Source organism: Xanthobacter nonsaccharivorans (assembly GCF_043194755.2).
Classification (GTDB): Bacteria; Pseudomonadota; Alphaproteobacteria; order Rhizobiales; family Xanthobacteraceae; genus Xanthobacter; species Xanthobacter autotrophicus_G.
The window spans coordinates 2,471,434-2,498,071 of record NZ_CM195526.1 but is presented as its reverse complement, the minus strand read 5'-3'; the positions used below and the strand labels follow the sequence as shown (position 1 = coordinate 2,498,071).

Below are 26,638 nucleotides of genomic sequence, written 5' to 3'. Positions count from 1 at the left end.
GGTCCGAATGGGAGGCGGTTGCCTGAGCGCTTGAAGTGGCCCCTTCCGCCGTGGCGCTTGGAGGTCGGGGCGGTGAGGATTTAGATGAGGCTTTCCGGCGAATCCGCTCGCCCCACGCAGCATCCGGCGCGGGCGGAGGAACGAGGTTGCCCGATATGCCTTTGTCGCACACGCCCGGCGAAAGCCTGACCTTCACCATTCTGGGCTGCGGCTCCTCCGGCGGCGTGCCGCGGGTGGGGCAGGGATGGGGCGCGTGTGACCCGGCCAATCCCCGCAACCGCCGGCGCCGCTGCTCTCTGCTGGTGGAACGGAAGGGTCCGCAGGGCACGACCACGGTGCTGGTGGACACGTCTCCGGACTTGCGGGAGCAATTGCTCGACGCCGAGGTGACGGCGCTTGACGGGGTGCTCATCACCCATGCCCATGCGGACCACACCCACGGCATCGATGACCTGCGGCCCCTCGCCATCCTGCACCGCCGGAGGGTGGACATTTATGTGGACGAGGAGACGTCCCGGGCGCTGCACCACAGGTTCGGCTACTGCTTCGCGACGCCGCCCGGCAGCGCCTATCCGCCCATCTTGACGGAGCATCGCTTCCGCGAGGGGCGGGAGATCGTGGTGGACGGGGCAGGCGGGCCCATCGCCGCCCTGCCGTTCCGCCAGAGGCACGGCGATATCGACGCCTTCGGCTTCCGTTTCGGCGATGTCGCCTACTCCAGCGACGTCAACGGATTTCCCGACAACAGCCTGGTCCACCTGCGTGATCTCGACATGTGGATCATCGACGCCCTGCGCGAGACTTCGCATCCTTCGCATTTCACGCTTCAGGAAGCGCTGGACCACGTGGCGATGATGAAGCCGCGGCATGCCATCCTCACCAATCTGCACACAGACCTGGACTACGCCGACCTGGTCCGCCGCCTGCCGGCCCACATCGTGCCGGCCCATGACGGGCTGCGCTTCGAATCGCGCGTGCCGGCCGAGGCGACGGCAACGGTGGGGGCGTGACCGGAGGATAGGTGTCTTCCTGCTCCTGCGCTTGCGCGGTGCTTGAATGTGGCAATGTAGTGCACAGGAATAAAACGGATATTTTGTAAATTTCAGCGGGACTGAAGGTCTGATAAGTCGGCCGTGCCCGGCGTGTGCCTTCGCGTTCTCGCCTCGGAGCATACGGTCGTTAGTTCCATAATATCTCTTCTGCGAATCATGGACGTGGGGCTGATCCCCTTTCAATGCCGCTACGTAATCACGCTTCCATATTGGTGTTTCGGCCGCATTGCCCCGCGGAGCGTCATCAGGATCGGCCGGCGCCGGTTCACGCCTGCGGGAAGTCAGGCGGACGGTGTCCGGGGCCGTGGCGCCCCGGCCCTGTTGGCTGGTCGCATGCAGGGCCGCCCGCGCCGATGCGCGGCCGGCCTCAGCCGTGGTGCACCTTCAGGTCCACCAGCGGCGTTCCGTCGAGGCAGTCGAGGCCGCGCACCTGAACCTTCAGCCCGTCCACGCCCACGAGGCGCACCACGGAGGACGCGATGGGGTTCGGCCGCACCGGGGAGCGCAAGGCGAAGGTGCCGCGGGTGGGGCCGTCGTGGCGGGGGCTCTGGAGCACGAGGTCACGCCGTGCCCTGTTCATCCAATAGAGCACCTGCAGGCGCGGGCACTCTTCGACCCCCACCAGCGCCTCGGCCCAGCGCGGGTCGATCTCCAGGGTGCAGACCGGCCCCTCCTCCGCATCGCCGCGACGGGGGCAGCTGCCGCGCTCGGTCCAGGGGGTGCGGATGCGGCCGATGAAATAGAGGCCGGCGTCGAACCCCTCGGGCAGCGCCACGGTCTTCTCGCCGGGGCGGATGTCGTCGTCGATGGGGCCGGGGGGCGCGATGTCGAGCATGTCCTGATCCTCCGGCCGGGAGCATAGGGCGGCAGCAGCCGCGGTAAAGAGGGCCGGCCGGCGCACGGCCCTGCCCTTTCCGCTGCGACTTCTCCGTTCTGATTGCGGTGCAATCGGATCGGCGCGTGCTCTAGACTGGCGGCGAGCCCCGAACGGAGAAACCCATGGACGCCTCCCGCGACATCGCGCGCCTTCTCGAGATCATGGCCGCCTTGCGCACGCCGGGCACCGGCTGCCCCTGGGATCTGGAGCAGGATTTCTCCTCCATCGCCCCCTACACGCTGGAGGAGGCCTTCGAGGTGGCCGACGCCATTGCTCGCCGGGACATGCCGGACCTGAAGGAGGAGCTGGGCGACCTGCTGCTGCAGGTGGCGTTTCATGCCCGGATGGCGGAGGAGGCGGGCAGCTTCGATTTCGGCGACGTGGTGGAGGCCATCACCCAGAAGCTCATTCGCCGTCACCCCCATGTGTTCGGCCATGCGCGGGATCTTTCGCCGGATCAGGTCAAGGGCCTGTGGGCCGCCATCAAGGCCGAGGAGAAGCGGGAGCGTGCTGCTGCCCGGGCCGCCGCCGGCCTGCCGGAGGAGCAGGAGGCCAGTGGCGCGCTCTCCGGCGTTCCCCTGCCCCTCCCTGCCCTCACGCGCGCCTTGAAGTTGCAGGAAAAGGCCGGCCGCGTCGGCTTCGACTGGAATGACGCCCGCCAGGTGCTGGCGAAGATCCGCGAGGAGACGGAGGAGGTCGCCGAGGCGCTGGAGGCCGGCGGCACTGCCGCCATCCGCGACGAGATGGGCGATCTCCTGTTCGCGGTGGTGAACCTCGCCCGCCATGCCGGTGTCGACCCGGAATCCGCCCTGCGCGGCACCAACGACAAGTTCACCCGCCGCTTCGCCCACGTGGAGACCGTGCTGGCGGACGCAGGCCGGCGTCCCGTCGAGGCGAGCCTCGACGAGATGGAAGCGCTCTGGCAGGACGCCAAGCGCAAGGAACGCGAGGACAAGGAACGCGAGGACAAGGAGCGCGGGGACAAGAAACGGGAGGATGCGGCCTGAAGCCTGGAGCATTTCCGCGGTTTTCCGAATCGCGGGAAACCCTCTACCTCCTTGTTTTAACGTGACTTCTTTACGCGAGCCGGTGCCCGCACCGCATCGAAAATGCGCTGGGGGCGCAGCCTCCGGCGTTGCGCGGCCTCAGCCGGCTTCGCGATCGGCGCAGATCATGCCGCTGCGTCATATCTGCGGAAACGCAAAGGGCGCGATCCATCGGACCACGCCCCCTTCACGCCGGCGCCGTCAGGCGCGCATGCTGCGATGCAGAATCAGTCTTCGTCCAGGCCGTCCGGCTCGGTGCCGTTGATGCGGTGCTTCAGGATGCTGGAGGGCTTGAAGACCATCACCCGCCGGGGCTCGATCGGAACTTCCTGTCCGGTCTTCGGGTTGCGGCCGATGCGCTCGCCCTTCTCGCGCACGACGAAGGAGCCGAACGAGGACAGCTTCACCGTCTCGCCACGGGCGAGGCAGTCAGCAATCTCCTTCAGCACCATTTCCACGAGCGCGGCGGACTCCGTCCGGGACAGGCCCACCTGCTGATAGACGGCCTCGCACAGATCCGCCCGCGTTACGGTCCGACCAGCCATGTGCCTCCCCGAGCCCAGAAAGCCTCGAAACGCCTGAACCCGCCGCCCAGGCCTTCGAATAGGAAATCCCGTTCAATTTTAACAGAGTAGGATTCACGAATGTGACGGATAGAACGCCGCACCCTCCTGGCTACTCCGCACCTGCGAAGGAAGGCGTCCGGCAAACTAGCCGCGCGCCCCGAGCAAGGTCAACGCAATAACGCAAGCTCACACGCGTAAGAGCGCGGAACCCCACGTGAATCCGCCGCCCATCGCCTCCAGCAGCACCAAGTGTCCCTTTTTGATGCGCCCGTCGCGGCAGGCGAGGTCGAGCGCGAGGGGAATGGAGGCGGCGGAGGTGTTGCCGTGCAGGTCCACGGTCATCACGACCTTCTCCGGGGGGATGCCGAGCTTCTGCGCGCTGGCGTCGATGATGCGGCGATTGGCCTGATGCGGCACGAACCAGTCGATGGTGTCCGCGCTCTCGCCGGTGGCGGCGAAGGCATCGACAATCACGTCGGTGATCATGCCCACCGCGTGCTTGAAAACCTCCCGGCCTTCCATGCGCAGGTGCCCCACCGTCTGGGTGGAGGACGGCCCGCCGTCCACGAACAGCTTGTTGCGATGCCGCCCGTCGGAGCGCAGGTGCGAGGTGAGCAGGCCCGCGCCGTGGGCGTCGTCCTCCTGCACCGCTTCCAGCACCATGGCCCCTGCCCCGTCGCCGAACAGCACGCAGGTGCCGCGGTCCTCCCAGTCGAGGATGCGCGAGAAGGTCTCCGCCCCCACCACCAGTGCCCGCTGGAAGGCGCCGGACTTAAGATAGGCATCGGCGGTGGCCAGCGCGAACACGAAGCCGGAGCACACGGCCTGGAGGTCGAAGGCCGCGCCGCGGGTGATGCCGAGCTCGGCCTGCACCGTCACCGCGGTGGCCGGGAAGGTCTGGTCGGGCGTCGAGGTGGCGAGCACGATGAGGTCGATGTCGCCGGCGGCGAAACCCGCGTTGGCCAATGCCCGCTCGGCTGCCTTCACCGCGAGATGGGAGGTGAACTCGCCCTCCGCGGCGATGTGGCGCTGGCGGATGCCGGTGCGCTGGACGATCCATTCGTCAGACGTGTCGATGCGCCGCGCGAGGTCTTCGTTGGTGAGGACACGCTCGGGGAGATAGGACCCGGTGCCCCGGGTGACGGACCTGATACCGCTCACGATTGTCCTTCCGCGCCTGCGGTTTGCGGCTCGCGCGCCGGCATCTGCGGCGGCTGGAGGCGCACGAGGCTTGTTTCGATGCGCGCCAGCAGCTCGTGGCGCACCATGTCATAGGCGAGGTCCACGGCGGCCGCGAAGCCCTCCGCGTCGGTCCCGCCGTGGCTCTTGATGACGATGCCGTTGAGGCCCAGGAACACCCCGCCGTTGGAGCGGCGCGGGTCCATCTTCTCCTTCAGCACGCGGAAAGCGTCCCTGGCAAACAAATAGCCGATCTTCGCACGCAGCGTCCGGCTCATGGCCGAGCGCAAATAGGAGGCGAGCTGCTTGGCCGTGCCCTCCGCCGTCTTCAGGGCGATGTTGCCGGCGAACCCCTCGGTGACCACCACGTCCACCGTACCGGCGCCGATGTCGTTGCCCTCGACGAAGCCGTGGTAGTTCACCGGCACGCCGTCCTCGCGCAGGATGCGCGCGGCCTCCTTCACCTCCTCGACGCCCTTGATCTCCTCGACCCCCACGTTGAGCAGGCCGACGGTCGGGTTCTCGATGTCGAAGAGCACGCGGGCCATGGCCGAGCCCATGATGGCCATCTCCACCAGGCTCTTGGCGGTGGCGCCGATGGAGGCGCCCACGTCCAGCACCACCGTCTCGCCGCGCAGGGTCGGCCAGATGGCGGCGATCGCCGGGCGGCTGATTCCCGGCATGGTGCGCAGGTTGAAGTTCGCCATGGCCATCAGCGCGCCGGTGTTGCCGGCGGAAACGGCCACGTCCGCGTCATGGGTCTTCACCGCGTCGATGGTCCGCCACATGGACGATTTGTAGCGGCCGCGGCGCAGGGCCAGGCTCGGCTTGTCGTCCATGCCCACCACCACGTCGGTGTGGACGATGCGCGAGGCGGCGGCGAGCTTGGGATGGCGCTTCAGCACCTCGCCCACCCGGGCCTCGTCCCCGTAGAGGACGAAGGCGATGTCCGGATGGCGCCCGAGGGAGATCTCCGCCCCGGCAAGGACCGTCTCGGGTCCATGGTCGCCGCCCATGGCGTCGAGGGCGATGCGGACGGAAGCGGTCATCTCGGGCGGTTGTCCCTTCGCAGGCTCGGATTCGGATCGGATGCGGTCGGCGAGGCGGGGTGAAGCCATGCTCCCCTACCGTCGCCGGTTCGCCGGCGCGCGGACAATAGCGTTTCGCGCCCTGATCGCAACTGGCCGGGGCCTCACTTGTCGTCCTTGAGGCGCGCGAGCGCGGCGAAGGGCGAGAGCGCGCCGGGCTCCTCCGCCGGCGGCTCGAAGACGGCGCCGGGCTTGCGGGGATAGGGATCAACCCCCAAAACGAGGAACTCGCCCACCAGCGCACCTGCATCGATGCTGCCGTCGACGATCTCGTCCGGCGGGTCCTCGTCGCTCTCCTCCGGATCCTCCGGCGGGGTATAGGAGCCGGCGGGGACGAAGTGGACGTCCACGCTCTCGCTGACGGGGGCGTCGAAGGCTTCCAGCGTCACGCCGCAGGTCTGGCTGACCGTGCCGGTGAGGTGGCCGGTGACATGCACCCCCTCCTTGCCCTCGGGGGCGATATGGAGCGTCGCCTTGAGGTCGCTGACGGCCAGTACGCCGACATGGCGCGCCAGCGCGGCGCGCTGGGCGGCGTCGGGCACGAGCTCCATCTGGAGGCCGTGGGGCGGCAGGTCGGAGACCGGCACGGACAGGGAATAAGGCAGGTCGGTCATCATCGGTTCTCCCGCGCGAGGGGACCCGGCGCGGCCGGGGCCGTGAGCGGCAGCTCGCCCCGTGCCAGCACCTCGAACGGGGTGGCCGCAAGCTCCGCCGCCGCGGCGCGCGCATAGGCGGCGAGCGCCCGCGCTCCCGGTGGCGGCGCGGCCTCCCCCAGGGTGAAGATATTGCGTGTGACGGCCTGGGCAAGCGCGTCCTCGCCCTCTGCGGCCAGCGCCGAATCATAAGCGGCGGCGCGGCCATAGAAGGCGGCGCCGATCTTCTTCATCTTCTTCGGCACGGTGAGGTCGCCGACGCCGATCTCCCGCATGGTGCGGTCCATGTCGGCGGCGAAGGCGTCGAAGATGTCCTGGGAAAGGGCGCGCTCGATCTCGCTGCCGCCCTTCAGGCGGCGACAGACCAGAACCGTGTGCAGCATCAGCATCTCAAGGCGCCCGTCCATCGTATCGGGCACGGCGAAGTCCGTGTAGAAGTCCGTCCGCCGCGACTGTGCCACGATCGCGCCATACAGGCGCTCGATGGTCTCACGGGTCTTGGTGTTGCGGAACAGGTTGAACATCGGGATCCGGGGCGCTTGCGCCCTGCGCGGGCGGTGCATAAAGGCGATCTGAGGGTCGAAGCGGCGTAACGCGCCGCGGGCCCTGTGGCAAGGGGTGGTATGGCTTTCCGCGCCTGGCGCGGACCGGACTGCGCCGCCCGGGCGGGAGCGGCGGGCGGTGCGGGAAACGATGGGGAAGCGTGTGGCGTCACAGAAGATGAACCTGAGGATCGGTGCCGGTTCCGGCGCGCGGCGCGGCGGCGCGGCCCTCCTCGTCGCAGGCTTCGCGCTTGCGGGCTGCGGCGACATGGTGGGCGGCTCCGGCACCAGCCTCACCGGCGTCACACGCATCTACCAGCGCGGCTACGTCCTGGCCGATGGGGCCCTCGACCAGGTGCCGGTGGGCTCCAGCCAGGAGCAGGTGCTGCTGGTGCTCGGCACGCCCTCCACCGTCGCCACGGTGAATGGCGAGGCCTTCTTCTACATTTCCCAGACCGCCCAGAAGGTGGCCTTCCTGAAGCCGGAAATCACCGACCAGAAGGTGCTCGCGGTCTATTTCGACAAGAACAAGCGCGTCAGCCGCATCGCCCAGTACGGGATGAAGGACGGCAAGGTGTTTGATTTCGTGTCCCAGACCACGCCCACCAGCGGCGAGGACCTGAGCCTCATCAAGCAGCTCATCGGCCTCGTCACCTTCTGAGGAGGTCTGCGGGCGGCAGCTCCGGGTCCAGCTCCCGCGCCGCCCGCAATGATCGTTGCGAGATGGAGCCCCCCCGGACGAAGGGCGGCCCCTGCCGACTAATCGCCAGCGGCGGCGAGATACGCTTTGCCCTCCCCGTGCCCGACAAGGGCGAGGCGGAAGAGACCGCCGGCCAACACCTGCGAGGCCGAGGGGGCCGCGCACCATCCGCATCGCGTTTGGCGATGCGGATGCGAACCCCTCATCTACCGCCCCGACGCGCCTCAGGGTTTAAATCCGCCCTCGATGCACGCTCCTGATCGTCGCGCTCGTTGCCCCGGCCCGCCCCTCAGCCCCGTGGCGCGGCGCGGGCGATGGCGAGGAAGTCGGCGGCCTTCAGGCTCGCGCCGCCCACCAGGGCGCCGTCCACATCCGCCGTGGCGAGGAGGATCGCCGCATTGTCCGGCTTCACCGAGCCGCCGTAGAGGATGCGGATGCCGCCCGCCTCGGCTCCGAAGCGCTCGGCCAGCACGTGACGGATGGTGCCGTGGATCTGCGCCACGTCGTCCACCGTGGGGGTGCGGCCGGTGCCGATGGCCCAGATGGGTTCATAGGCGATGACGAGGTTCGCGGCGGTGGCCGCGTCGGGGATCGACTGGCGCACCTGCCGCGTCACCACGGCCGGGGCCTCGCCGGCGTCGCGCTCGTCCAGCGTCTCGCCCACGCAGACGATGGGCAGGAGGCCGCCGCGCCAGGCCGCCTTCACCTTCGCCTTCACCACGGCATCGCCCTCGTGATGGTCGGCGCGGCGCTCGGAATGGCCGAGAATCACCGCCACCGCGCCCGCGTCCTTCAGCATCTCGGCGGAGACGTCGCCGGTGTGGGCGCCGCTTTCCGCCGGGTGGCAGTCCTGTCCGCCGATCATCAGCCTTGTGCCCGCCACGTCGCTGGCGAAGGCGGCGAGGAGGGTGAAGGGCGGGCAGACGAGGAGGTCGGCGCCGATGCCGTCCATGCCAGCGGCGATGCCGCGGAGCTCCGTCTTCGACTGACGCAGGCCATTCATCTTCCAGTTGCCCGCGATCAGGATGCGACGCTCTGTCGGCATGGACCCCCTCCAATTGCATGTGTTTTCTGCGGCTCACCTACCAGAGCCGGGATGGCGCTGGAAAGGGGTGCGACCATGCGCCGTTGCGAGGCCCCCTCCCCCTCCCTATGATGCGCGGCTTCCGCGCCGTCCCCCGGCGCTCTCTTCAAACGAATGAACGATGGTCCTTCAGACACTCCGCAAGGGCGCCTCCGGCTGGATCGCCAAGTTTTTCCTCGTCGTGCTCACCCTCAGCTTCGTCGTGTGGGGCATTGCGGACGTGTTCCGCGGCTTCGGCACGACGACGGTCGCGAGCGTCGGCGGCACGGACATTTCCGCGGATGCATTCCGGCGGCAGTATCTGGACCAGCTGCAGCAGCTGACGCGCCGCGCCGGCCGGGCCATCACGCCCGAGCAGGCGCGTGCCTTCGGCCTCGACCGGCAGATTCTCAACCAGATGATCGCCGACGCGACCCTGGACGAGCAGGCGGCCCGCCTCGGCCTCGCCGTCTCCGACTCCCAGGTGGCGAAGGAGATCGCCGACAACCCGGCCTTCCGCGCGCCCGGCGCGCCGGCGTTCGACCCGGCCTATTTCCAGCAGCTGCTGCGCTCCAACGGAATCACCGAGCAGCGCTTCGTGGATGCGGAGAAGAAGCGCCTCGTGCGCGACCAGGTGCTGCAATCCTTCGGCACCGGCCTCGCCGTACCGCAGGTGCTGATCAATGCGGTGAACCGCTTCGAGGGCGAGACGCGCTCCGCCAGCTACATCCTGGTGACGCCCGCCGCGGTCGGCACCCTGCCCGCCCCTGCCGAGGACGCCCTGCGCAGCTATTTCGATGCGCACAAGATTTCCTTCCGGGCGCCGGAGTACCGCAAGATCGCGGTTCTCGCCCTGACCCCCGACGCCCTCGCCGCCGCCGAGACGGTGACCGACGAGGAGGCGAAGGCCTTCTATGAGCGCAACCTTTCCCGCTTCGGCACGCCCGAGCAGCGGGAGGTGAAGCAGATCGTCTTCACCGACCCGGCCGAGGCCCGGGCCGCCTATGACAAGATCAAGGCCGGCACGAGCTTCGCCGACGTCGCCGCCGCGCGCGGGCTGACGGCGAAGGACACCGACCTCGGCCTCGTCGCCAGGGAGGCCATCCTCGACCCGAAGATCGCCGAAGCCGCCTTCGCCCTCGCCGCCGATGCGGTGAGCGAGCCGGTGGAGGGCCGCTTCGGCACCGCCCTCGTGGAGGTGACGAAGATCGATGCCGGCTCGCAGCAGCCGTTCGAGGTGGTGAAGGACGTGATCGTCACCAACCTCAAGGTCGACAAGGCGCGCCGCGCCCTGCTCGACAAGCACGACCAGGTGGAGGACGAGCGCGCCTCCGGCGCCACCCTCGCCGAGACCGCGCAGAAGCTGGGCCTCAAGCTCCAGACCGTCGACGCGGTGGACCGGTCCGGCCGTGACCCGCAGGGCAATGCCGTGACCATTCCCGGCGGCACCGAGGTGGTGGCGGGTGCCTTCGCCACCCAGCCGGGGGTGGAGACCGACACCATCCAGCTGCCGCAGAACGGCGGCTTCGTCTGGTACGAGACCGTGAGCATCACCCCTGCCCGCGACCGCACCTTCGAGGAGGCCAAGGAGGCCGTGACCGCCCGCTGGACCGAGGCGGAGACGGACAAGGCCATCGAGGTCAAGGCGCAGGAGCTTCTGAAGCAGGCCGAGGGCGGCAAGCCGCTGGCCGAGGTGGCGGGCTCTGCCGGCCTGCCCATCCAGGTGGCCGAGCCCCTGCGGCGCGGCCGTGCCGAAGGCCCCTTCACCACCGAGAGCATCACCAGCGTGTTCGACGTGAAGGACGGCGGCTTCGGCGTCGCCATCGGCGCCACCGAGCCCGACCGGGTGGTGTTCCAGGTGACCCGGGTCCTCGTGCCCCAGTCCTCGCCCGACACCGCGCGGGTGGCGGCGGAGCTGTCGCGCCAGCTGGAGAACGACGTGCTCATGCAATACCTCGACGCCATCCAGAAGGAGATCGGCGTGAAGGTGAACGATCGCGTCTTCGCCCAGGCCGTGGGCGCCGGCTCGGCCAACTGAGGCGGATGACGTGAACGCCCCTACCGATTTCGACCTTTTCGCCTCGCGCTATCTCAAGGGCGAGGCGCAGGTGGTGTCCCTGACACTGGTCGCGGACCTGGAGACCCCGGTCTCCGCCTTCCTGAAGCTCGCCGGGGAGACGCCGAACGCCTTCCTCCTCGAATCGGTGGAGGGCGGGCAGACCCGCGGCCGCTATTCCATGATCGGGCTGGAGCCGGACCTCATCTTCCGAGCGTCCGGCGACGTGGCCGAGATCAACCGCACGCCGGCGACCGACAAGGCCGCCTTCGTGCGCTGCCCCGGCGCCCCGCTCACCGCCCTGCGCGCCCTGCTTGCCGAATCGGCCATCGACCTGCCGGAAGGCGCTCCGCCCATGGCGGCGGGCGTGTTCGGCTATCTCGGCTACGACATGGTGCGGCAGATGGAGAAGCTGGGCCCGGCCAAGCCCGATCCCATCGGCGTGCCGGAGGCCCTGCTCATCCGTCCCACCCTCATGGTGGTGTTCGACGCGGTGAAGGACGAGCTGACCGCCGTCACCCCCGTGCGGCCGAAGGAGGGCGTCTCGCCCCGCGCGGCCTGGGAGGCGGCGCTGGAGCGGCTCGACAAGGTGGTGGCCGGGCTGGACAAGGCCATCGCCCACCCCGCTCCGGAGCCGTTCCACAGTGAGGTCCTGCAGGATTCCAACACGGCGCCGGAGGAGTTCCGCGCCATGGTGGACAAGGCCAAGGAATACATCCGCGCCGGCGACATCTTCCAGGTGGTGCTCTCGCAGAGGTTCGAGAGCACCTTCACCCTGCCGCCCTTCGCCCTCTATCGGGCGCTCCGGCGGGTGAACCCGGCGCCGTTCCTCGTCTATCTCAACTTCGACGGCTTCTCGGTGGTCTGCTCCAGCCCCGAGATCCTGGTGCGGCTGCGCGACGGCAAGGTCACGATCCGCCCCATCGCCGGCACCCGCAAGCGCGGCCTCACCCATGCCGAGGACGAGGCGCTGGCGCAGGAGCTGCTCGCCGATCCGAAGGAGCGCGCCGAGCACCTCATGCTGCTGGACCTCGGCCGCAACGATACCGGCCGCGTCTCGCAGATGGGCACGGTGAAGGTGACGGATTCGTTCTTCATCGAGCGCTACAGCCAGGTGATGCACATCGTCTCCAACGTGGAGGGCGCGCTGGACCGCCGCTTCGACGCGGTGGACGCGCTCGCGGCCGGCTTTCCCGCCGGCACCGTTTCCGGGGCGCCGAAGGTGCGGGCCATGGAGATCATCGACGAGCTGGAGAGGGACAAGCGCGGCATCTATGCCGGCGCCATCGGCTATTTCGGCGCCAACGGCGAGATGGACACCTGCATCGTGCTGCGCACCGCCATCGTGAAGGATGGCCGCATGTATGTGCAGGCCGGCGCCGGCATCGTCTATGACAGCGTGCCCGAGAGCGAGCAGCAGGAATGCGTGAACAAGGCGAAAGCCCTGTTTCGCGCCGGCGAGGAGGCGGTGCGCTTCGCCGCCCGCGCCGGGAAGGGACAGTGAGGGGATGACGGTGGGCGTGACCAGACTTGAGCGATGGTGAAGCGGGCTGGCTGACTGTCCGGCCGCGCCGGTCCCTTGCGGGCGTCATTGACCCCGTGCCATCCCTCGCCTTAACACCCGCCATTCCCGCAGACCGGGGTGCGCGGGATCCGGAGCCTCAAGATGTCCGCCTCCCATTCTCCCAAGGTCACGCTGATCGATAATTACGACAGCTTCACCTACAACCTCGTCCATTACCTGGGCGAGCTGGGGGCCACCGTCACCGTCCATCGCAACGACGCCGTCACCATCGAAGACGTTCTGGCCGAGAAGCCGGACGCCATCGTGCTGTCCCCCGGCCCCTGCACGCCCAACGAGGCGGGCATCTGCTGCGATCTCATCGCCAAGGCGGGGGACAAGGTGCCGATCTTCGGCGTCTGCCTCGGCCACCAGGCCATCGGCCAGGTGTTCGGCGGCGAGGTGGTCCGCGCGCCCACCCCCATGCACGGCAAGATGAGCGAGATCCTGCACGAGGGCAAAAGCGTGTTCCGGGGCATCAATCACCCATTCCAGGCAACCCGCTACCACTCCCTCATTGTAAAGCGCGATACGCTGCCCGAGGTGCTGGAGGTGACGGCGCACACCGCGGACGGGCTCATCATGGGCCTCGCCCACAAGAGCCTGCCCATCCACGGCGTGCAGTTCCACCCGGAGAGCATCGCCTCCGAGAACGGCCATATGCTGCTCAAGAATTTCCTCGATATCGCCGCCGCCTTCAACGCGCAGAAGGCCAAGAGCTGAGCACGGGAGGGACAGATGATGGACCAGTTCAAACCCCTCCTCGGCAAGGTGGCGACCGGCGCGAGCCTCAGCCGCGACGAGGCGGCCTATGTGTTCGACAAGATGATGTCCGGCGAGGCCACCCCCTCCCAGATGGGCGCGCTGCTCATGGGGCTGCGGGTGCGCGGCGAGACGGTGGACGAGATCGCGGGCGCCGTCTCCGTCATGCGCTCCAAGATGCTGCCGGTGGAAGCTCCGGAAGAGGCGGTGGACGTGGTGGGCACCGGGGGCGACGCCTCCGGCTCCTACAACATCTCCACCTGCGCCTCCTTCATCGTGGCGGGGGCCGGCGTGCCGGTCGCCAAGCACGGCAACCGGGCGCTTTCCTCCAAGTCCGGCGCGGCGGATGTGCTCTCCGCGCTGGGCGTGCGGATCGACCTTGATCCGGCGGGCATTTCCCGGTGCATCGCCGAGACGGGCATCGGCTTCATGTTCGCTCCCTCCCATCACCCGGCCATGAAGCACGTGGGCCCGACCCGCGTGGAGATGGGCACCCGCACCATCTTCAACCTGCTCGGCCCGCTCTCGAACCCCGCGGGCGTGACGCGGCAGATGGTCGGCGTGTTCGCCAAGTCGTGGATCGTGCCGCTGGCCGAGGTGCTGAAGACGCTGGGATCGACCAAGGCCTTCGTGGTGCATGGCTCCGACGGGCTCGACGAAATCACCATCTCCGGTGGCACCGACATCGCCGTGCTGGACGAGGGGCGCATCCACACCTTCACCGTCACCCCCGAGGACGTGGGCCTCACCCGCCATCCCGCCGAGTCGCTGAAGGGTGGCGACGCCCGCTACAATGCCGCGGCCCTGCGGGCGGTGCTGGACGGGGAGACGGGCGCCTACCGCGACGTCGCCGTGTTCAACGCCGCCGCCGCTTTGGTGGTGGCCGGCCGGGCGCAGGACCTGAAGGAGGGCGTGGCGATGGCCACCACCAGCCTGGACACCGGTTCCGCGCGGGCCCGGCTGGAACAGCTTTGCGCGGTCTCCGAGAAGGTTGCGCCGGAGGCGGCCCAATGAGCGACATCCTGAAGAAGATTGAGGCCTACAAGCGCGAGGAGATCGCCGCGGCCAAGCGCGCCCGGCCCCTCGCCGAGATCGAGGCCGCCGCCCGCTGCGCCCCGCGCGTGCGCCCGTTCGCCGGTGCCATCGAGCAGAGCCTTGCCGAAGGCCGCACCGCGCTCATTGCCGAGATCAAGAAGGCGAGCCCCTCCAAGGGGCTGATCCGCGCGGACTTCGACCCGCCGACGCTGGCCCGCGCCTATCAGCGCGGCGGCGCCACCTGCCTCTCGGTGCTCACCGACGCCCCGTCCTTCCAGGGGGCGCCGGAATTCCTCGGCTCCGCCCGCGCGGCGGTGAACCTGCCGGTGCTGCGCAAGGATTTCATGTACGACACCTACCAGGTGGCGGAGGCGCGCGCCTGGGGGGCGGACTGCATCCTCATCATCATGGCCGGGGTGGACGACGCGCTTGCCCGCGACCTCGCGGACGCCGCCGCCGCCTACGGCATGGACGCCATCGTCGAGGTGCATGACGATGCCGAGCTGGACCGCGCGCTGGCGCTGCCCTGTAAGCTCATCGGCATCAACAACCGCAACCTGCGCACCTTCGAGACCTCGCTCGAGACCTCCGAGCGGCTGGCACCCCGCGTGCCGAAGGACCGCATCACCATCGGCGAGAGCGGCATCTTCACCACGCAGGATGTGCTGCGCCTTGCGCTGGTGGGCATCGGCACCATCCTGGTGGGCGAGAGCCTCATGCGGCAGGAGGATGTCGCCTCCGCCACCTGCAAGCTGCTGGGCGGCTGAAGCGCCCTCCCCGCGCTGCGGTGCGTCGCTCGCTCGAATACGATTGATAGTTGCCGTATAGGGGAGTTTCCGCCTTAATGCGTGATGCAGCCCGCAGAATGGCTGCGCACCAGGAGGAAACCCATGAGCCATCGCCGCCGCGCCGCCCTTGCTCTCGGCTCGCTTGTCGCCGCCCCTGTCCTTGCCGCGTCCCTGCTCGCCACCCCTGCCCTCGCGGCCGAGCCCACGGGCCTGTGGCAGACACCCACCCGCAGCGGGCAGGTGGAGATCTTCAAGTGCGGCGCCAGCCTGTGCGGCCGCCTCCTTTCCTCCGAGGGGCTGAAGGCCGATCCCAACCTCAAGGACGTGAACAATTCCAACGCCGGCCTGCGCGCGCGGGCCCTGAAGGGCCTCACCATCCTCACCGGCTTCTCCGGCGGACCGAAGGAGTGGTCGGGCGGCAGCATCTACAATGCCGAGGATGGCAAGACCTATTCCGGCACCATCACCCTTGATGGCGACGACACGCTGAAGCTGCGCGGCTGCGTGGTGGTGCCGCTGTGCAAGACACAGGTGTGGACGCGCCTGCGCTGAGGCGCACCGCCGCTTCGGCCGGGAGCCCGCCGCCGCGCCCGTCGCGCGGCGGCGCCACCCTCGCGCTATGAAGGAAGGACCTTTTCCGCGCCGGTGGTGGACAGGACCCGCCCCGCCCGCCATCTTCCCCGGCGACGACAGGGACGATTCCGGAACCCATCATCGGCCATGGCCAGCCTGACCCACATCGACGCCGAGGGCGCCGCCCGCATGGTGGACGTCACCGACAAGCCCTCCACCAGCCGCGAGGCGCTGGCGGAAGGCCGCGTCGCCATGGCGCCGGCAACGCTCGAGCTGATCCTTTCCGGCAACGCCAAGAAGGGCGATGTGCTGGCCGCCGCGCGGCTCGCCGGCATCATGGGCGCCAAGCGCACCCATGAGCTGATTCCGCTCTGCCATCCGCTTCTGCTCACTAAAGTGGAAGTGGAGATCGCGCCCGATCCCGCCTTGCCCGGCCTCCATGTCACCGCCCGCGCCAAGGTCACGGGCCAGACCGGAGTGGAGATGGAGGCGCTGACCGCCGTTTCCGTCGCCTGCCTCACCATCTACGACATGGCGAAGGCGGTCGATCGTGGCATGCGGATTGAAGGCATCCGGCTGCTGGAGAAATCCGGCGGCCGCAGCGGGCATTTCCGCGCCGAACCGCCGATGGACTGAAACGGCGGGGCATTCCATGGGACGAAGCGCGACAGCGGGAGGCGCAGGATGGCGCTGATGAGCGTCGAGGAGGCCGTCGGCCTCGTTATCGGTGAGGTTTCTGCGCTGGGCAGCGAGGACGTGCCGGTCGCGGCTGCGGCGGGCCGCGTGCTCGCGCAGGATCTGCCCGCCCGCCGCACCCAGCCGCCCGCGGACATGTCGGCCATGGACGGCTATGCGGTGCGCGGCGCCGACATCGCCCAGACGCCGGCGCACCTCACCGTCATCGGCGAATCGGCCGCCGGCCGGCCCTTCTCGGGCAGCGTGGGCGCGGGCGAAGCCGTGCGCATCTTCACCGGCGCGGTGGTGCCCGAGGGCGCCGACACGGTGGTGATCCAGGAGAACACCAGCCGCGACGGCGACAGGGTCACCACCACCGCCCCCACCGCTGCCTTGCGCAACGTGCGGCTGAAGGGCTGCGATTTCAGCGCCGGCATGCCGGGCCTCAAGGCCGGGCGCCGCCTCTCCGGCCGCGACATCATGCTCGCCGCCGCCATGGACCATGCGACCGTTCCGGTGTCCCGCCGCCCGCGGGTGGCGCTCATCCAGACGGGCGACGAACTGGTGCTGCCGGGCCAGGGCACCGGCAAGGACAGCGAGATCGTCGTCTCCAACGCCTTCGGCCTCGCGGCGCTGGCCCGCCGCGCCGGGGCCGAGGTGACGGATCTCGGCCTGGTGGGCGACGACCTTGCCGCCATCCGCGCCGTGGTGGCGCGGGCGCTCTCCGGCGAGTTCGATCTCCTGGTCTCCTCCGGCGGCGCCTCGGTGGGCGACCACGACCTGATGGCCCCGGCGCTGCGGGCGGAGGGGGTGGACCTCTCGGTGCACAAGATCGCGCTGCGGCCCGGCAAGCCGCTCATGTATGGCCGCAAGGCCGGCGTGCGGGTGCTGGGCCTGCCGGGCAATCCGGTGTCCTCCCACGTGTGCGCCATGGTGTTCCTGATGCCGCTGGTCCGGGCCCTGCAGGGAGATGGCGTTCCGGGTCCGCTCACCGCCCCGGCCCGCCTCGCGGTGGAGGTGGCGGCGAACGACGCCCGCCGCGACTTCATGCGCGCGCGGATGGAGCGCCACGCCGACGGCTCCGTGCACGTGACGCCCTTCGCCTCGCAGGACAGCGCCATGCTGAGCGTGCTGGCGGCCGCAGACTGCCTCCTCATCCGCGCTCCCTTCGCCCCGGCGGCAAAGGCTGGCGACCCGTGCGAGATCATTCCGTTCGAGGATTGATCCGGCTTTAACCCCGCCTTCACCACTTGCGGAACACAAAAGGAACAGATAAGAACTGTTCATGATTTGTTTCGCATCGCCCGCGGTGGGCGTGCCAGGGTGAAACAGGCGCGGCCCGCGCCGCCGGACGGCGGCCGGGGGGCAATCACGGGGGCGATGGAATGCTGACGCGCAAGCAATACGACCTGCTTCGCTTCATTCACGAGCGGCTGAAGGAAACCGGCGTTCCCCCTTCCTTCGACGAGATGAAGGAAGCGCTGGACCTGCGCTCGAAGTCTGGCATCCACCGCCTGATCACCGCCCTGGAGGAGCGCGGCTTCATCCGTCGCCTGCCGAACCGCGCCCGCGCCCTGGAGGTGGTCCGCCTGCCGGACAGCGTGGCCCCCGGCCTCGCCTCCGCCCAGGCCGCGAGCCGTGGCTTCTCCCCGGCCGTGATCGAGGGCAGCCTGGGCAAGGTGCGGCCGGTGATGGACGATGACGACGGAACCCACCCCGTCGCGGTGCCCGTCATGGGCCGGATCGCCGCCGGCTCGCCCATCTCCGCCATCCAGACCCGCAGCCACACGCTGAACATTCCGCCCGAGATGCTGGGCACCGGCGAGCACTTCGCTCTCGAAGTGCGCGGTGACAGCATGATCGAGGCCGGCATCCTCGACGGCGACACGGTGCTGATCCGCAAGTGCGACACGGCCGATACCGGGGATATCGTGGTCGCCCTCGTGGACGACGAGGAAGCCACCTTGAAGCGCCTGCGCAAGAAGGGCGCCTCCATCGCCCTCGAGGCGGCCAACCCCGCCTATGAGACGCGGATCTTCGGGCCCGACCGGGTGCGCATCCAGGGCCGGCTCATCGGTCTGATGCGGCGCTACTGAGAGCGCAGGGCAAGGATTTCTCCCGGCTGGCGGCCGGGAGGCCGGGACGGGGTGAGGGGCGGCGGCGCTTCATGCTCAACGGGGGTGCCGGCTCGCAAGGCATACGCTCCTCACCCCAGCTTCATCCCTCGGTGAGAGGCGAGCCGTGGCTTCGGGCTCATTCGGAAGCCGCGTCGGCAGCGGCGTCCTCCGCGGCTCCCGGCTCAGGTTCGGGCGGAAGGGGCGGCAGACGGGGCATCCAGGGACGATCCACATGGGGACGTCGGGTGGGTTCCTCTCTCAGCTTTCCGTCCGTGAAGAAGAAGGCGATGGTGCCCGATCGCACCAGCCGGTCCGGCGTGAGCACGCGGGCGGGGCAGGTGCGGGGCGGCGGATCGCGGCTGACGATGATCCGCGCCTCCAGGCAGTCCGCCTCCAGGCTTTCCGCCTGACGTGACACGGCGATGGTCCCGCCGCCCGGCAAGGGTGCGGTGCAGCCGAGGGGATCGCAGGTGAAGGCCTGGTCCAGTCCCTTGCTTCCCGCCGGGCGGCGATCCCCCTCGCGCGTCAGCCACTGCTCCACGACCAGCCGCTGGCTGCGCCCGCCAAGCACCGACAGGCGCCCGTCCGGGCCGCGGATCGCCACCGTCTGCGCATCGGGCGCCACCAATATGTCCGGACGAGGTGGCGGGCCGGCGAAGGCCAGCGCGAGGCCGAGGGGCACGGCGGCTCCGAGCGCGAGCACGCCGCGCAGGAGGCAGAACATCACCAAGGCGAGGCTGAGGGCGGCCAGGGTGGCCGGGCTCACCGCATCCACGCGGATGTCGGCCCCGGGCAGGGCCGCGATTCGATCCGAGACCTCCACCATGATGTCGATGCCGAGGCCCATCACCGGCCAGGCCAGATGGTCCCAGCCGAAGGGGATCAGCAACACGCCGACGAGGCCGAACGGCATCACCAGGAAGGACACCGCCGGCATGGCCGCGAGATTGGCGAGCAGGCCGTAGGGCGCCACGCGCTGAAAATGGAAGATCGCATAAGGCGCGGTCGCAAGGCCCGCCACCAGCGAGGTCAGGGCCGTGCCGCCCACCAGCAGCACGAGCCATGTGGTTACCTGCCCGGCGATTCCGTCCGGCCGCGGTATCGCGCGCAGGGGCCGCAGCCGCTCGTAGGCGGCGACGAGAGCGAGGGTGGCGGCGAACGACATCTGCGTGCCCGGGTCGAGCGCCGCTTCCGGGGTCAGCGCCAGCACCACCACCGCCGCCACCGCCACCGTGCGCAAGGTGAGCGCGGGCCGCCCCACCAGCACGCCTCCCAGCACCAGCGCCGTCATTACGAAGGAGCGCTGTGCCGGCGTGTCGTTGCCGGACAAGGCAAGATAGGCCGCGCTGCCGGCCAATGCGATCACCGCGGCCACGGACTTGATGGGCAGGCGCAAGGCCAGCCCCGGTACGAGGGCGAGCCCCGCCCGCACCAGCGCGAACAGCGTGCCCGCCACCAGCGCCATGTGCAGGCCGGAGATGGAGAGGATGTGGGTGAGCCCTGACACCCGCATGCTCTCCTCCACCTGGGGTGGGATGGCGGAGCGGTCGCCGGCCACGAGCGCGATGGCGATCTCCGCCGCCGTTCCGGAAAGCGAGGCGCGGATGCGCTCGGCAAGGCCGGATCGCACCTGATCCACCAGCATGGCGAGGCGTACCGGGGCGGGTGGCTCGGCCGCCGCCGCCGGCTTTGGCCGGCCGAAGCCGAACCCCACTCCGCCGATTCCCCTGAACCAGGGGACGCGGCCGAAATCGTGCGCGCCGGGCATGGCGGGCCCGAGGGGCGGCAGGAGTTGCGCGAGCTGCGTCACATGGGTGCCCACCGGCGGAGCCCACCCCCGCCGCAGGCTGAGGCGCACCACCTCCGGCACGGGATCGAGCCCGCGGATGGGCCCCGGATCGAGCCGCAGCAGCATGCGGTCGCCGTTGGCGCGATGCTCCACCTTCTCCACGTAGCCCGAGAGGCGCACCGGCCCCTTGGGCGGGGTCGAGATGGCGGCATGGTCCACCCACGCGGTGCGCGCCGCGCCGGTGGTGAATCCGGCGGCGACGGCGCCCATGGCCACCAGCGCGCCGAAGGCGAAGGGCCGCGCCCGGGCAAATCCCGCCGCAACCGCCAGGGCCGCCGTCACCAGCAGCGCCACGGCCAGGGACGGTTCTCGCGATGCGCCGAAATACACGAGGATGCCAAGCGTGTAGGCGACGGGGAGCCACAAGATCAGCCGCCCGGACTGCGCCTCCACCGCCGCATCTGCGGCGATGCGCGTCCACAGGGCGTCGCCGCGTTGCCGCAGGCCGGAGAGCAGCGCGCCCTGCGCCCTCCCCCGGGCGTCGTCCAGAACGCCGGCGCGGGCACCCGCGCGCCGGGGCGATGCCCCGCCGTCGCCCGCCCCCGAGGGGCCCGTGCCCGGATGCCCTGCGCCCATCCCTCCCGACCCCCGCCCGGCCATCTCCCGCCGACCCGCTTGCCCGGCAGACCTGCCGCCCCCGACGTGCGCGCCCGCGAACGCCGCTTGTTCCTTGTGCCCGGCGCCTATGCTACACGGGCGCCTCTCACACGCCACGCGCCGGTGCCGATGGTGCCGCGCCGGTGCCGCCCCGCCTGTCCGGTCCGCGTTGTGCGGATCGAGCCTCGCCGAGTTCCCGCATGTCGCAGATCGTTACCCGCTTCGCCCCCTCCCCCACCGGCTTCCTGCATATCGGCGGGGCGCGGACCGCCCTGTTCAACTGGCTCTATGCCCGCCACACCGGTGGCAAGATGCTGCTGCGCATCGAGGATACGGATCGCCAGCGCTCCACCAAGGAGGCGATCGACGCCATCATCGAAGGCCTCGAATGGCTGGGCATCACCTGGGACGAGGAACCCATCTACCAGTTCGCCCGGGCCGAGCGGCACCGCGCCGCAGTCGAGGAAATGCTGGTGCGCGGCAATGCCTATCCCTGCTACGCCACCCCGGCGGAGCTGGACGAGATGCGCGAGCTCGCCCGCAAGGAAGGCCGCCCGCCGCGCTATGACGGCCGCTGGCGTGACCGCGATCCCTCCGAGCGGCCGACCGACCGGGCGCCCGTCATCCGCCTGCGCGCGCCGCAGGAAGGCGAGACGGTGATCGAGGACATGGTGCAGGGCACCGTCACCTTCCCGAACAAGGACCTCGACGACCTCGTCCTGTTGCGCTCGGATGGCACCCCCACCTACATGCTGGCGGTGGTGGTGGACGACCACGACATGGGCATCACCCATGTGATCCGCGGCGACGACCACCTCACCAATGCCGCGCGCCAGACCCAGATCTACCGCGCGCTGGGCTGGGATGTGCCCCACATGGCGCACATCCCGCTCATCCACGGGCCGGACGGGGCCAAGCTCTCCAAACGCCATGGCGCGCTGGGCGTCGATGCCTATCGCGACATGGGCTACCTGCCCGCCGCGCTGCGCAACTATCTGGTGCGCCTCGGCTGGAGCCATGGCGACCAGGAGGTCTTCTCCACCGAGGAAATGGTTTCCTTCTTCGACCTGGACAAGGTCGGCCGCTCCGCCGCGCGCTTCGATTTCCAGAAGCTGGAGAGCCTCAACGGGCAGTATATGCGCGGCTCTTCCGAGGCCGAGCTGCTCGCCGCCGTCGAGGCCCTCGTGCCGCATCTGCCGGATGCGGAGAACCGTCTCGCCCGCATGACCGCGGAACGTCGCGCCCAGCTCGCCGCCGCCATGCCGGGGCTGAAGGAGCGCGCCAAGACGCTGGTGGAGCTTCTGGACAACGCCGACTTCATCTTCGTCGAGCGGCCGATCCCTCTGGACGAGAAGGCTGCGGGCCTGCTCTCCGCGGACGGTCGCGCCCATCTCGGCCGCCTGCTGCCGCTGCTGGAAGCCGCACCCGAATGGACGGCCACAGCCACCGAGGCGGTGGTGCGCCAATATGCCGAGGCGCAGGGCGTGAAGCTCGGGGCCGTGGCCCAGCCGCTGCGCGCCGCGCTTACCGGCAAGGCCACCTCCCCGCCCATCTTCGACGTGCTGGTGGTGCTTGGGCGGGACGAGAGCCTCGGCCGGCTGAGGGACCAGGCGGCATGACGGCGGGGGACGCGTTTCCCCCGATCGTCGAGCTGGACCTGAAGGGGCTCAAGTGCCCCCTGCCCGCCTTGCGCACCCGCAAGGCTCTGGCGGGTGCTGCGGCCGGCACGCGCCTCGTCGTCACCTGCACGGACCCCATGGCGGTGATCGACATTCCTCATGTGGCGCAGGAGACCGGCGCCACGCTGGAGGCCCGCACCGTGCAGCAAGGCCTGCTGACCTTCATCCTGCGCAAGGCGGGCTGATGGCCTCACGTCACCAGTGACCTCAAGGGTCGTCCGCCGGCAATGCCGGGCGCGCCTCGCGCCGGCGAGTTATCGGCCTCGCGCCGGCGGGCTGGTTCGCCTCACGCTGCCAATGGCAGGGCGCGCTCCACCAGGCGCACCCAGTAGGACGCCCCGAAGGGGATGGCGGAATCGGCGAAGTCGTATTGCGGGTGGTGCAGGCCGGCGGACGGGCCGTTGCCGATGAAGATGTAGGCGCCCGGCTTTTCCTCCAGCATGTAGGCGAAATCCTCGGCCGCCATCAGCGGCGGCGCGGCGGGGTCCACCTCGGTGGCTCCAGCCACCTCCGCCGCCACTTCCGCCGCGAAGGCGGTCTGGGCCGCGTGATTCCGGGTCACCGGATAGCCCTCGCCGAAGACGACCTTCGCCGTCGCGCCGTAGGCGGCCGCCACCCCCTCCGCGATGGCGCGGATGCGCTCGCGCACCTTCAGGCGCACGCCGGGATCGAGGGTGCGGGCCGTGCCGCCCAGCTTCGCCACCGGCGGCAGCACGTTGTCCGCCTCGCCCGCGTGGAACATGGCGATGGAGACCACCGCCGCCTCCAGCGGGTCCACATTGCGCGAGACCACCTGCTGGAGCGCCGTGACGATGGCCGCGCCCACCAGCACCACGTCCACGCCCTGGTCGGGGCGCGCCGCATGGCCGCCGCGCCCCTCGATCTCGATCTCGATGTGGTCCGCCGAGGCCATGATGCCGCCCACCCGCATGGCGAAGCGCCCCACGTCCAGCCCCGGCAGATTGTGCATGCCGTAGACCTCGTCCACGGGGAAACGGGTGAACAGGCCGTCGTCGATCATGGCCTTGGCGCCCGCGCCGCCCTCCTCCGCCGGCTGGAAGATGAGCACGGCGGTGCCGGAAAAGGCCCGTGTCTCGGCCAGGTGCTGCGCCGCACCCAGCAGCATGGCGGTATGCCCGTCATGCCCGCAGGCGTGCATCTTGCCGGGCGCCTGCGAGGCATAAGCGGCGCCGGTGCACTCCACGATGGGCAGGGCGTCCATGTCCGCGCGCAGGCCGATGGTGCGCCCTTCGCCCCGCCCGCGCACCACGGCGACGACGCCGGTGCCGCCAAGGCCCGTCACCACCTCGTCGCAGCCGAAGGACCTGAGCTTTTCGGCCACCACGCTGCTGGTGCGCGGCAGGTCGTACATGAGCTCGGGATAGCGATGAAAATCCTGCCGCCACGTCGCAATCTCTTCGGCGCGGGCGGCGATGTGGTTATTGACGGGCATGGCAATTCCGGAACCGTGAATGGCCCATGGTGCGGAAGCCGCGGCAGCCGGTCAATGGCGACGAACAGGCTGTGAATTGCCGCGCCGCTCCTTTGCCGGCCTTGACCCTGCCGCCTTCAGCCCCTAACCACAGCTGTGAGTGAGCCCGTAGCTCAGCCGGTAGAGCACGTGACTTTTAATCATGGGGTCTCGGGTTCGAATCCCGACGGGCTCACCATCGACAAAGCCTTGCGGCGCATGAGTTTTACCAAACTCCGACACGAGAACAACAAGAGAGCGTGTGACGCCCCGCACCCCGTCACACCGTCACACGTGTGATGTTTCGTTCTCACGCCTGTGCTTTTCCGTGTGATGAACCCATGATTTTCACACCGCGACGCCCGTCTCTTCCATCCACGCCAGCAGCTTGCCGATCGCTGTGTCCGCCATTTCCGGGTGCGTCGCGAGATAGTGGCGCAGCACCTGGTTGATGCTGACGAAGGCGTGACCGGTGATGCTGGTCCGACAATGCCAGCCGATGGTGGGGGAATTCTGCCGCCGCTTACCTTGCCTGGCAGCTGCGGACAATGCGGAGCGCTTCCGCGTCGAGCTCGACGCCATTGTGCCGCGTCCGGCGCGGAACACCCCTTTGGCCTTGTACCAGGGCGGTCAGTTCGTCGCCGATCCCTTTTCGCGGAGGGCTGAGGCGCCCGCCGCGCGGGGTGGCGTGAAGCCGAGGCGGGTCCTATCGTGGAGCGATGGGTGATCCAGCCAGCCAGACGAAGGGCCAGCCGACCGCTGGCGAACCGAACCGCGCCTCCCGCTCCGCCGCGCCTCTCTCCCGCCGCGTGCCCTTCGCCCGGCAGATCGCGGATACGCTGCGCGATATGATCATCCGCGGCGAGGCCGCCCCGGGCAGCCGCATCGTCGAGCGCAGCCTGTGCGCCACGCTCAACGTGTCGCGCACCCCGCTGCGCGAGGCGCTGAAGCTGCTGGAGGCGGAAGGGCTGGTGGAGATCTCGCAGAATCGCGGCGCGCGCATCATGTCGTTCACGCGCGCGGAAGCCTCAAACCTGTTCGAGGTCATCTCCGGGCTGGAAAGCCTCGCCGCTGAGATCGCTGCGGCCCGCATGCCCGCTGAGGACCTTGCTCTGCTGGAGGAGATGCACGCCCGCATGTGCGTCCATTACGAACGGCGTGAGAAGGACCCCTATTTCGCGCTCAACAGCGCGATCCACGACGCCATCATGCGGGCCTCCTCCAACCCGGTGCTGATCGCCACGCACGCCGCCCTGATGCTCCGGGCACGGCGGGGCCGCTACATGGCCATCCTCGATCCTGACCGCTGGGCGGAATCCGTGGACGAGCACGAAGCCCTGATGGAGGCGCTGCGCCGACGCGACGCGGAAGCCGCCCGTCGGGTATGGCGGCGCCACCTCGCCCGGACCGGGGAAACGGTCTGCGCAGTGCTGGACGCGATTGGCCAGGACGAGGCGATGCCTAAGGTTCTTGCACCCGCCTGAGGCCCCCGGCTGCACAAATGAAGAGCAGCGCCGGGGTGGGGCACGCCCGCCTGGCTGGACCGCCATCCCCTCCCCGTGCCACGGGAATTTCGCCACCGTCCGCCCCGCATGGCGCTGCTCGCCGGACTTGTGGCCCGCCTTCTTCTCCCCTGCTCGCAAATTGCGCGCCCGGCGCCCATGAATTGGGCTGCGCTGGACTGGCGCGCCTGCTCAATCCATTACATAAAAAAGATAATATGAAATGGAATGCCATTTTATCGGCTCCTGAGCGCCCACCCCTTTCCAGATGAGAGACAGCGCATGACGTCCCCCCGGTCCGGCTTTGTCGCCTCCCGTCGCAGCTTCCTGAAGCTTTCCGTGTCCGCGCTCACCGCCACCGCGGCGGTGCCGACCCTGACCGCGGCTTTGACTGGCCGGGCCGAGGCCGCGCCCCTCACCATCGCCGACATCAAGGCGGCCGGTGTGGTGCGCGTCGGCGTCGAGGCGTCCTACCGTCCGTTCACGTTCCGGGAGGGCAGCGCCATCGTCGGCTATGACGTGGACCTCGCGAAGGCCATCTTCGCCCCGCTGGGCGTGAAGGTGGACATGGTGGACACCGCATGGGCGGGCGTGATCCCGGCGCTCTACGCCGGCAATTTCGACCTGATCATGACCTCGCTCACCTACACCAAGGAGCGCGTCGCCAAGGTCGGCTATTCCATTCCCTATACCGAGGCGACGCAGGAAATGCTCATCCGCGCCTCGGATGCGGACACCATCAAGACCCTCGACGGCATGGCCGGCAAGGTGCTGGGGGTGAAGCTGGGCTCGGCCGGCGACACCATGAAGGCCAAGCTGGAGGAGAAGCTGAAGGCAGACACCGGCAAGGGCTTCTCCGCCATCAAGACCTATGACGACCACCCCGCCGCCTATCTCGCCCTCGCCCAGGGCTCGGTGGATGGCGTCATCAACTCGCTCGCCACCTTGACCCAGGTGGTGAAGGACGCGCCCGGCAAGTACGCCATCGTGCGCGACATCGGCCCGCGCAACTGGGCCGGCATCGGCACCCGCAAGGAGGATGTGGACCTCATCGCCTTCCTCGACGAGCGCATCAACGCCCTGAAGGCGGATGGCGAGATCTACAAGCTGCAGGAAAAGTGGTTCGGCGTGCGCATGCAGCTTGCCGACAAGATCCCGACCTTCTCCTGATCCGGGCCCTGCGTGGGCGGCGCCCGGCCGCCCGCCG

Annotated in this window: 26 protein-coding genes and 1 tRNA gene; 17 read left to right on the top strand and 10 right to left on the bottom strand. The window is 69.4% G+C overall.

Going from position 1 to position 26,638, the window contains the following annotated elements; translation table 11 throughout:
* Positions 1-155 precede the first annotated feature (155 nt).
* Complete coding sequence (locus tag V5F59_RS11500; protein ID WP_393977457.1) at positions 156-1,010, top strand: MBL fold metallo-hydrolase; 855 nt, start codon at positions 156-158, stop codon at positions 1,008-1,010.
* 409 nt (positions 1,011-1,419) lie between these two features.
* On the opposite strand, the gene V5F59_RS11495 is transcribed toward V5F59_RS11500, so the two are convergent.
* Positions 1,420-1,887, bottom strand: coding sequence for an SAM-dependent methyltransferase (locus V5F59_RS11495; RefSeq protein WP_393977455.1), 468 nt, complete (start codon positions 1,885-1,887; stop codon positions 1,420-1,422).
* Between the two features lie 164 nt (positions 1,888-2,051).
* Between V5F59_RS11495 and mazG the strand changes: the two genes are divergently transcribed.
* A complete protein-coding gene (gene mazG / locus V5F59_RS11490) occupies positions 2,052-2,936 on the top strand; it encodes a nucleoside triphosphate pyrophosphohydrolase (protein ID WP_393977453.1) in 885 nt (294 codons plus the stop codon).
* Positions 2,937-3,202: 266 nt separating this feature from the next.
* On the opposite strand, the gene V5F59_RS11485 is transcribed toward mazG, so the two are convergent.
* The 5 genes from V5F59_RS11485 to V5F59_RS11465 all read right to left on the bottom strand — a co-directional run bounded on the left by V5F59_RS11485 (position 3,203) and on the right by V5F59_RS11465 (position 6,985).
* Positions 3,203-3,520, bottom strand: coding sequence for an integration host factor subunit alpha (locus tag V5F59_RS11485; protein WP_393977451.1), 318 nt, complete (start codon positions 3,518-3,520; stop codon positions 3,203-3,205).
* A 207-nt stretch (positions 3,521-3,727) separates the two neighbouring features.
* Positions 3,728-4,702: a beta-ketoacyl-ACP synthase III gene (locus tag V5F59_RS11480; RefSeq protein WP_393977449.1), complete on the bottom strand. Its 975-nt coding sequence runs from the start codon at positions 4,700-4,702 to the stop codon at positions 3,728-3,730.
* Entirely contained in the window at positions 4,699-5,769 is a 1,071-nt protein-coding gene (plsX, locus tag V5F59_RS11475) for a phosphate acyltransferase PlsX (RefSeq protein ID WP_393977447.1), read from the bottom strand. The genes V5F59_RS11480 and plsX overlap by 4 nt, the downstream gene beginning before the upstream one ends.
* Before the next feature lie 143 nt (positions 5,770-5,912).
* Entirely contained in the window at positions 5,913-6,422 is a 510-nt protein-coding gene (locus V5F59_RS11470) for a YceD family protein (RefSeq protein WP_393977445.1), read from the bottom strand.
* The gene (locus tag V5F59_RS11465; protein ID WP_393977443.1) at positions 6,422-6,985 is read right to left on the bottom strand and encodes a ubiquinol-cytochrome C chaperone family protein; all 564 of its coding nucleotides are present in this window, start codon (positions 6,983-6,985) and stop codon (positions 6,422-6,424) included. Before V5F59_RS11465 ends, V5F59_RS11470 begins: the two co-directional genes overlap by 1 nt.
* A 181-nt stretch (positions 6,986-7,166) precedes the next feature.
* Here V5F59_RS11465 and V5F59_RS11460 point away from each other — a divergent pair, with 181 nt between their 5' ends.
* The gene (locus V5F59_RS11460; RefSeq protein ID WP_393977441.1) at positions 7,167-7,664 is read left to right on the top strand and encodes an outer membrane protein assembly factor BamE; all 498 of its coding nucleotides are present in this window, start codon (positions 7,167-7,169) and stop codon (positions 7,662-7,664) included.
* Positions 7,665-7,992: 328 nt separating this feature from the next.
* Here the strand turns inward: V5F59_RS11460 and tpiA are convergent, their stop codons facing one another.
* Positions 7,993-8,748, bottom strand: a complete 756-nt coding sequence (gene tpiA / locus V5F59_RS11455; RefSeq protein ID WP_393977439.1) for a triose-phosphate isomerase — start codon at positions 8,746-8,748, stop codon at positions 7,993-7,995.
* Between the two features lie 160 nt (positions 8,749-8,908).
* Here tpiA and V5F59_RS11450 point away from each other — a divergent pair, with 160 nt between their 5' ends.
* The 9 genes from V5F59_RS11450 (at position 8,909) to lexA (ending at position 18,312) form a co-directional block, all read left to right on the top strand.
* Positions 8,909-10,804 carry a peptidylprolyl isomerase gene (locus V5F59_RS11450; protein ID WP_393977437.1) on the top strand — a complete coding sequence of 632 codons (1,896 nt, stop codon included), beginning with the start codon at positions 8,909-8,911 and terminating at the stop codon, positions 10,802-10,804.
* Positions 10,805-10,814: 10 nt separating this feature from the next.
* Positions 10,815-12,326: an anthranilate synthase component I gene (trpE, locus tag V5F59_RS11445; RefSeq protein ID WP_393977435.1), complete on the top strand. Its 1,512-nt coding sequence runs from the start codon at positions 10,815-10,817 to the stop codon at positions 12,324-12,326.
* Positions 12,327-12,488: 162 nt separating this feature from the next.
* Positions 12,489-13,106 carry an anthranilate synthase component II gene (locus V5F59_RS11440; RefSeq protein ID WP_393977433.1) on the top strand — a complete coding sequence of 206 codons (618 nt, stop codon included), beginning with the start codon at positions 12,489-12,491 and terminating at the stop codon, positions 13,104-13,106.
* A gap of 18 nt (positions 13,107-13,124) precedes the next feature.
* On the top strand, positions 13,125-14,159 hold the full coding sequence (trpD, locus tag V5F59_RS11435) for an anthranilate phosphoribosyltransferase (protein WP_393978571.1): 1,035 nt from the start codon (positions 13,125-13,127) through the stop codon (positions 14,157-14,159).
* Positions 14,156-14,947, top strand: coding sequence for an indole-3-glycerol phosphate synthase TrpC (gene trpC, locus V5F59_RS11430; RefSeq protein ID WP_393977431.1), 792 nt, complete (start codon positions 14,156-14,158; stop codon positions 14,945-14,947). Before trpD ends, trpC begins: the two co-directional genes overlap by 4 nt.
* A gap of 123 nt (positions 14,948-15,070) precedes the next feature.
* Complete coding sequence (locus tag V5F59_RS11425) at positions 15,071-15,520, top strand: DUF2147 domain-containing protein (RefSeq protein WP_393977429.1); 450 nt, start codon at positions 15,071-15,073, stop codon at positions 15,518-15,520.
* A 168-nt stretch (positions 15,521-15,688) separates the two neighbouring features.
* Positions 15,689-16,177, top strand: coding sequence for a cyclic pyranopterin monophosphate synthase MoaC (moaC, locus tag V5F59_RS11420; RefSeq protein ID WP_393977427.1), 489 nt, complete (start codon positions 15,689-15,691; stop codon positions 16,175-16,177).
* A 48-nt stretch (positions 16,178-16,225) separates the two neighbouring features.
* Positions 16,226-17,440, top strand: a complete 1,215-nt coding sequence (locus V5F59_RS11415) for a molybdopterin molybdotransferase MoeA (RefSeq protein WP_393977425.1) — start codon at positions 16,226-16,228, stop codon at positions 17,438-17,440.
* Positions 17,441-17,601: 161 nt separating this feature from the next.
* A complete protein-coding gene (lexA, locus tag V5F59_RS11410; protein WP_393977423.1) occupies positions 17,602-18,312 on the top strand; it encodes a transcriptional repressor LexA in 711 nt (236 codons plus the stop codon).
* A 157-nt stretch (positions 18,313-18,469) separates the two neighbouring features.
* On the opposite strand, the gene V5F59_RS11405 is transcribed toward lexA, so the two are convergent.
* A complete protein-coding gene (locus V5F59_RS11405; protein ID WP_393977421.1) occupies positions 18,470-20,758 on the bottom strand; it encodes a ComEC/Rec2 family competence protein in 2,289 nt (762 codons plus the stop codon).
* Positions 20,759-20,979: 221 nt separating this feature from the next.
* Here V5F59_RS11405 and gltX point away from each other — a divergent pair, with 221 nt between their 5' ends.
* Positions 20,980-22,398: a glutamate--tRNA ligase gene (gene gltX, locus V5F59_RS11400; RefSeq protein WP_393977419.1), complete on the top strand. Its 1,419-nt coding sequence runs from the start codon at positions 20,980-20,982 to the stop codon at positions 22,396-22,398.
* Positions 22,395-22,643 carry a sulfurtransferase TusA family protein gene (locus V5F59_RS11395; protein ID WP_393977417.1) on the top strand — a complete coding sequence of 83 codons (249 nt, stop codon included), beginning with the start codon at positions 22,395-22,397 and terminating at the stop codon, positions 22,641-22,643. Before gltX ends, V5F59_RS11395 begins: the two co-directional genes overlap by 4 nt.
* Positions 22,644-22,744: 101 nt before the next feature.
* Here the strand turns inward: V5F59_RS11395 and V5F59_RS11390 are convergent, their stop codons facing one another.
* Complete coding sequence (locus V5F59_RS11390; RefSeq protein WP_393977415.1) at positions 22,745-23,911, bottom strand: M20 aminoacylase family protein; 1,167 nt, start codon at positions 23,909-23,911, stop codon at positions 22,745-22,747.
* A 141-nt stretch (positions 23,912-24,052) separates the two neighbouring features.
* Between V5F59_RS11390 and V5F59_RS11385 the strand changes: the two genes are divergently transcribed.
* A tRNA-Lys gene (locus tag V5F59_RS11385) sits at positions 24,053-24,128 on the top strand.
* A gap of 149 nt (positions 24,129-24,277) precedes the next feature.
* Here V5F59_RS11385 and V5F59_RS11380 read toward each other — a convergent pair.
* Positions 24,278-24,511, bottom strand: coding sequence for a hypothetical protein (locus tag V5F59_RS11380; protein ID WP_393977413.1), 234 nt, complete (start codon positions 24,509-24,511; stop codon positions 24,278-24,280).
* A gap of 137 nt (positions 24,512-24,648) precedes the next feature.
* Between V5F59_RS11380 and V5F59_RS11375 the strand changes: the two genes are divergently transcribed.
* Together V5F59_RS11375 and V5F59_RS11370 are read left to right on the top strand one after the other, a co-directional pair.
* Positions 24,649-25,413, top strand: a complete 765-nt coding sequence (locus tag V5F59_RS11375; RefSeq protein ID WP_393977411.1) for a GntR family transcriptional regulator — start codon at positions 24,649-24,651, stop codon at positions 25,411-25,413.
* Positions 25,414-25,713: 300 nt separating this feature from the next.
* Positions 25,714-26,601, top strand: coding sequence for a transporter substrate-binding domain-containing protein (locus V5F59_RS11370; protein WP_393977409.1), 888 nt, complete (start codon positions 25,714-25,716; stop codon positions 26,599-26,601).
* Positions 26,602-26,638: the final 37 nt, after the last annotated feature.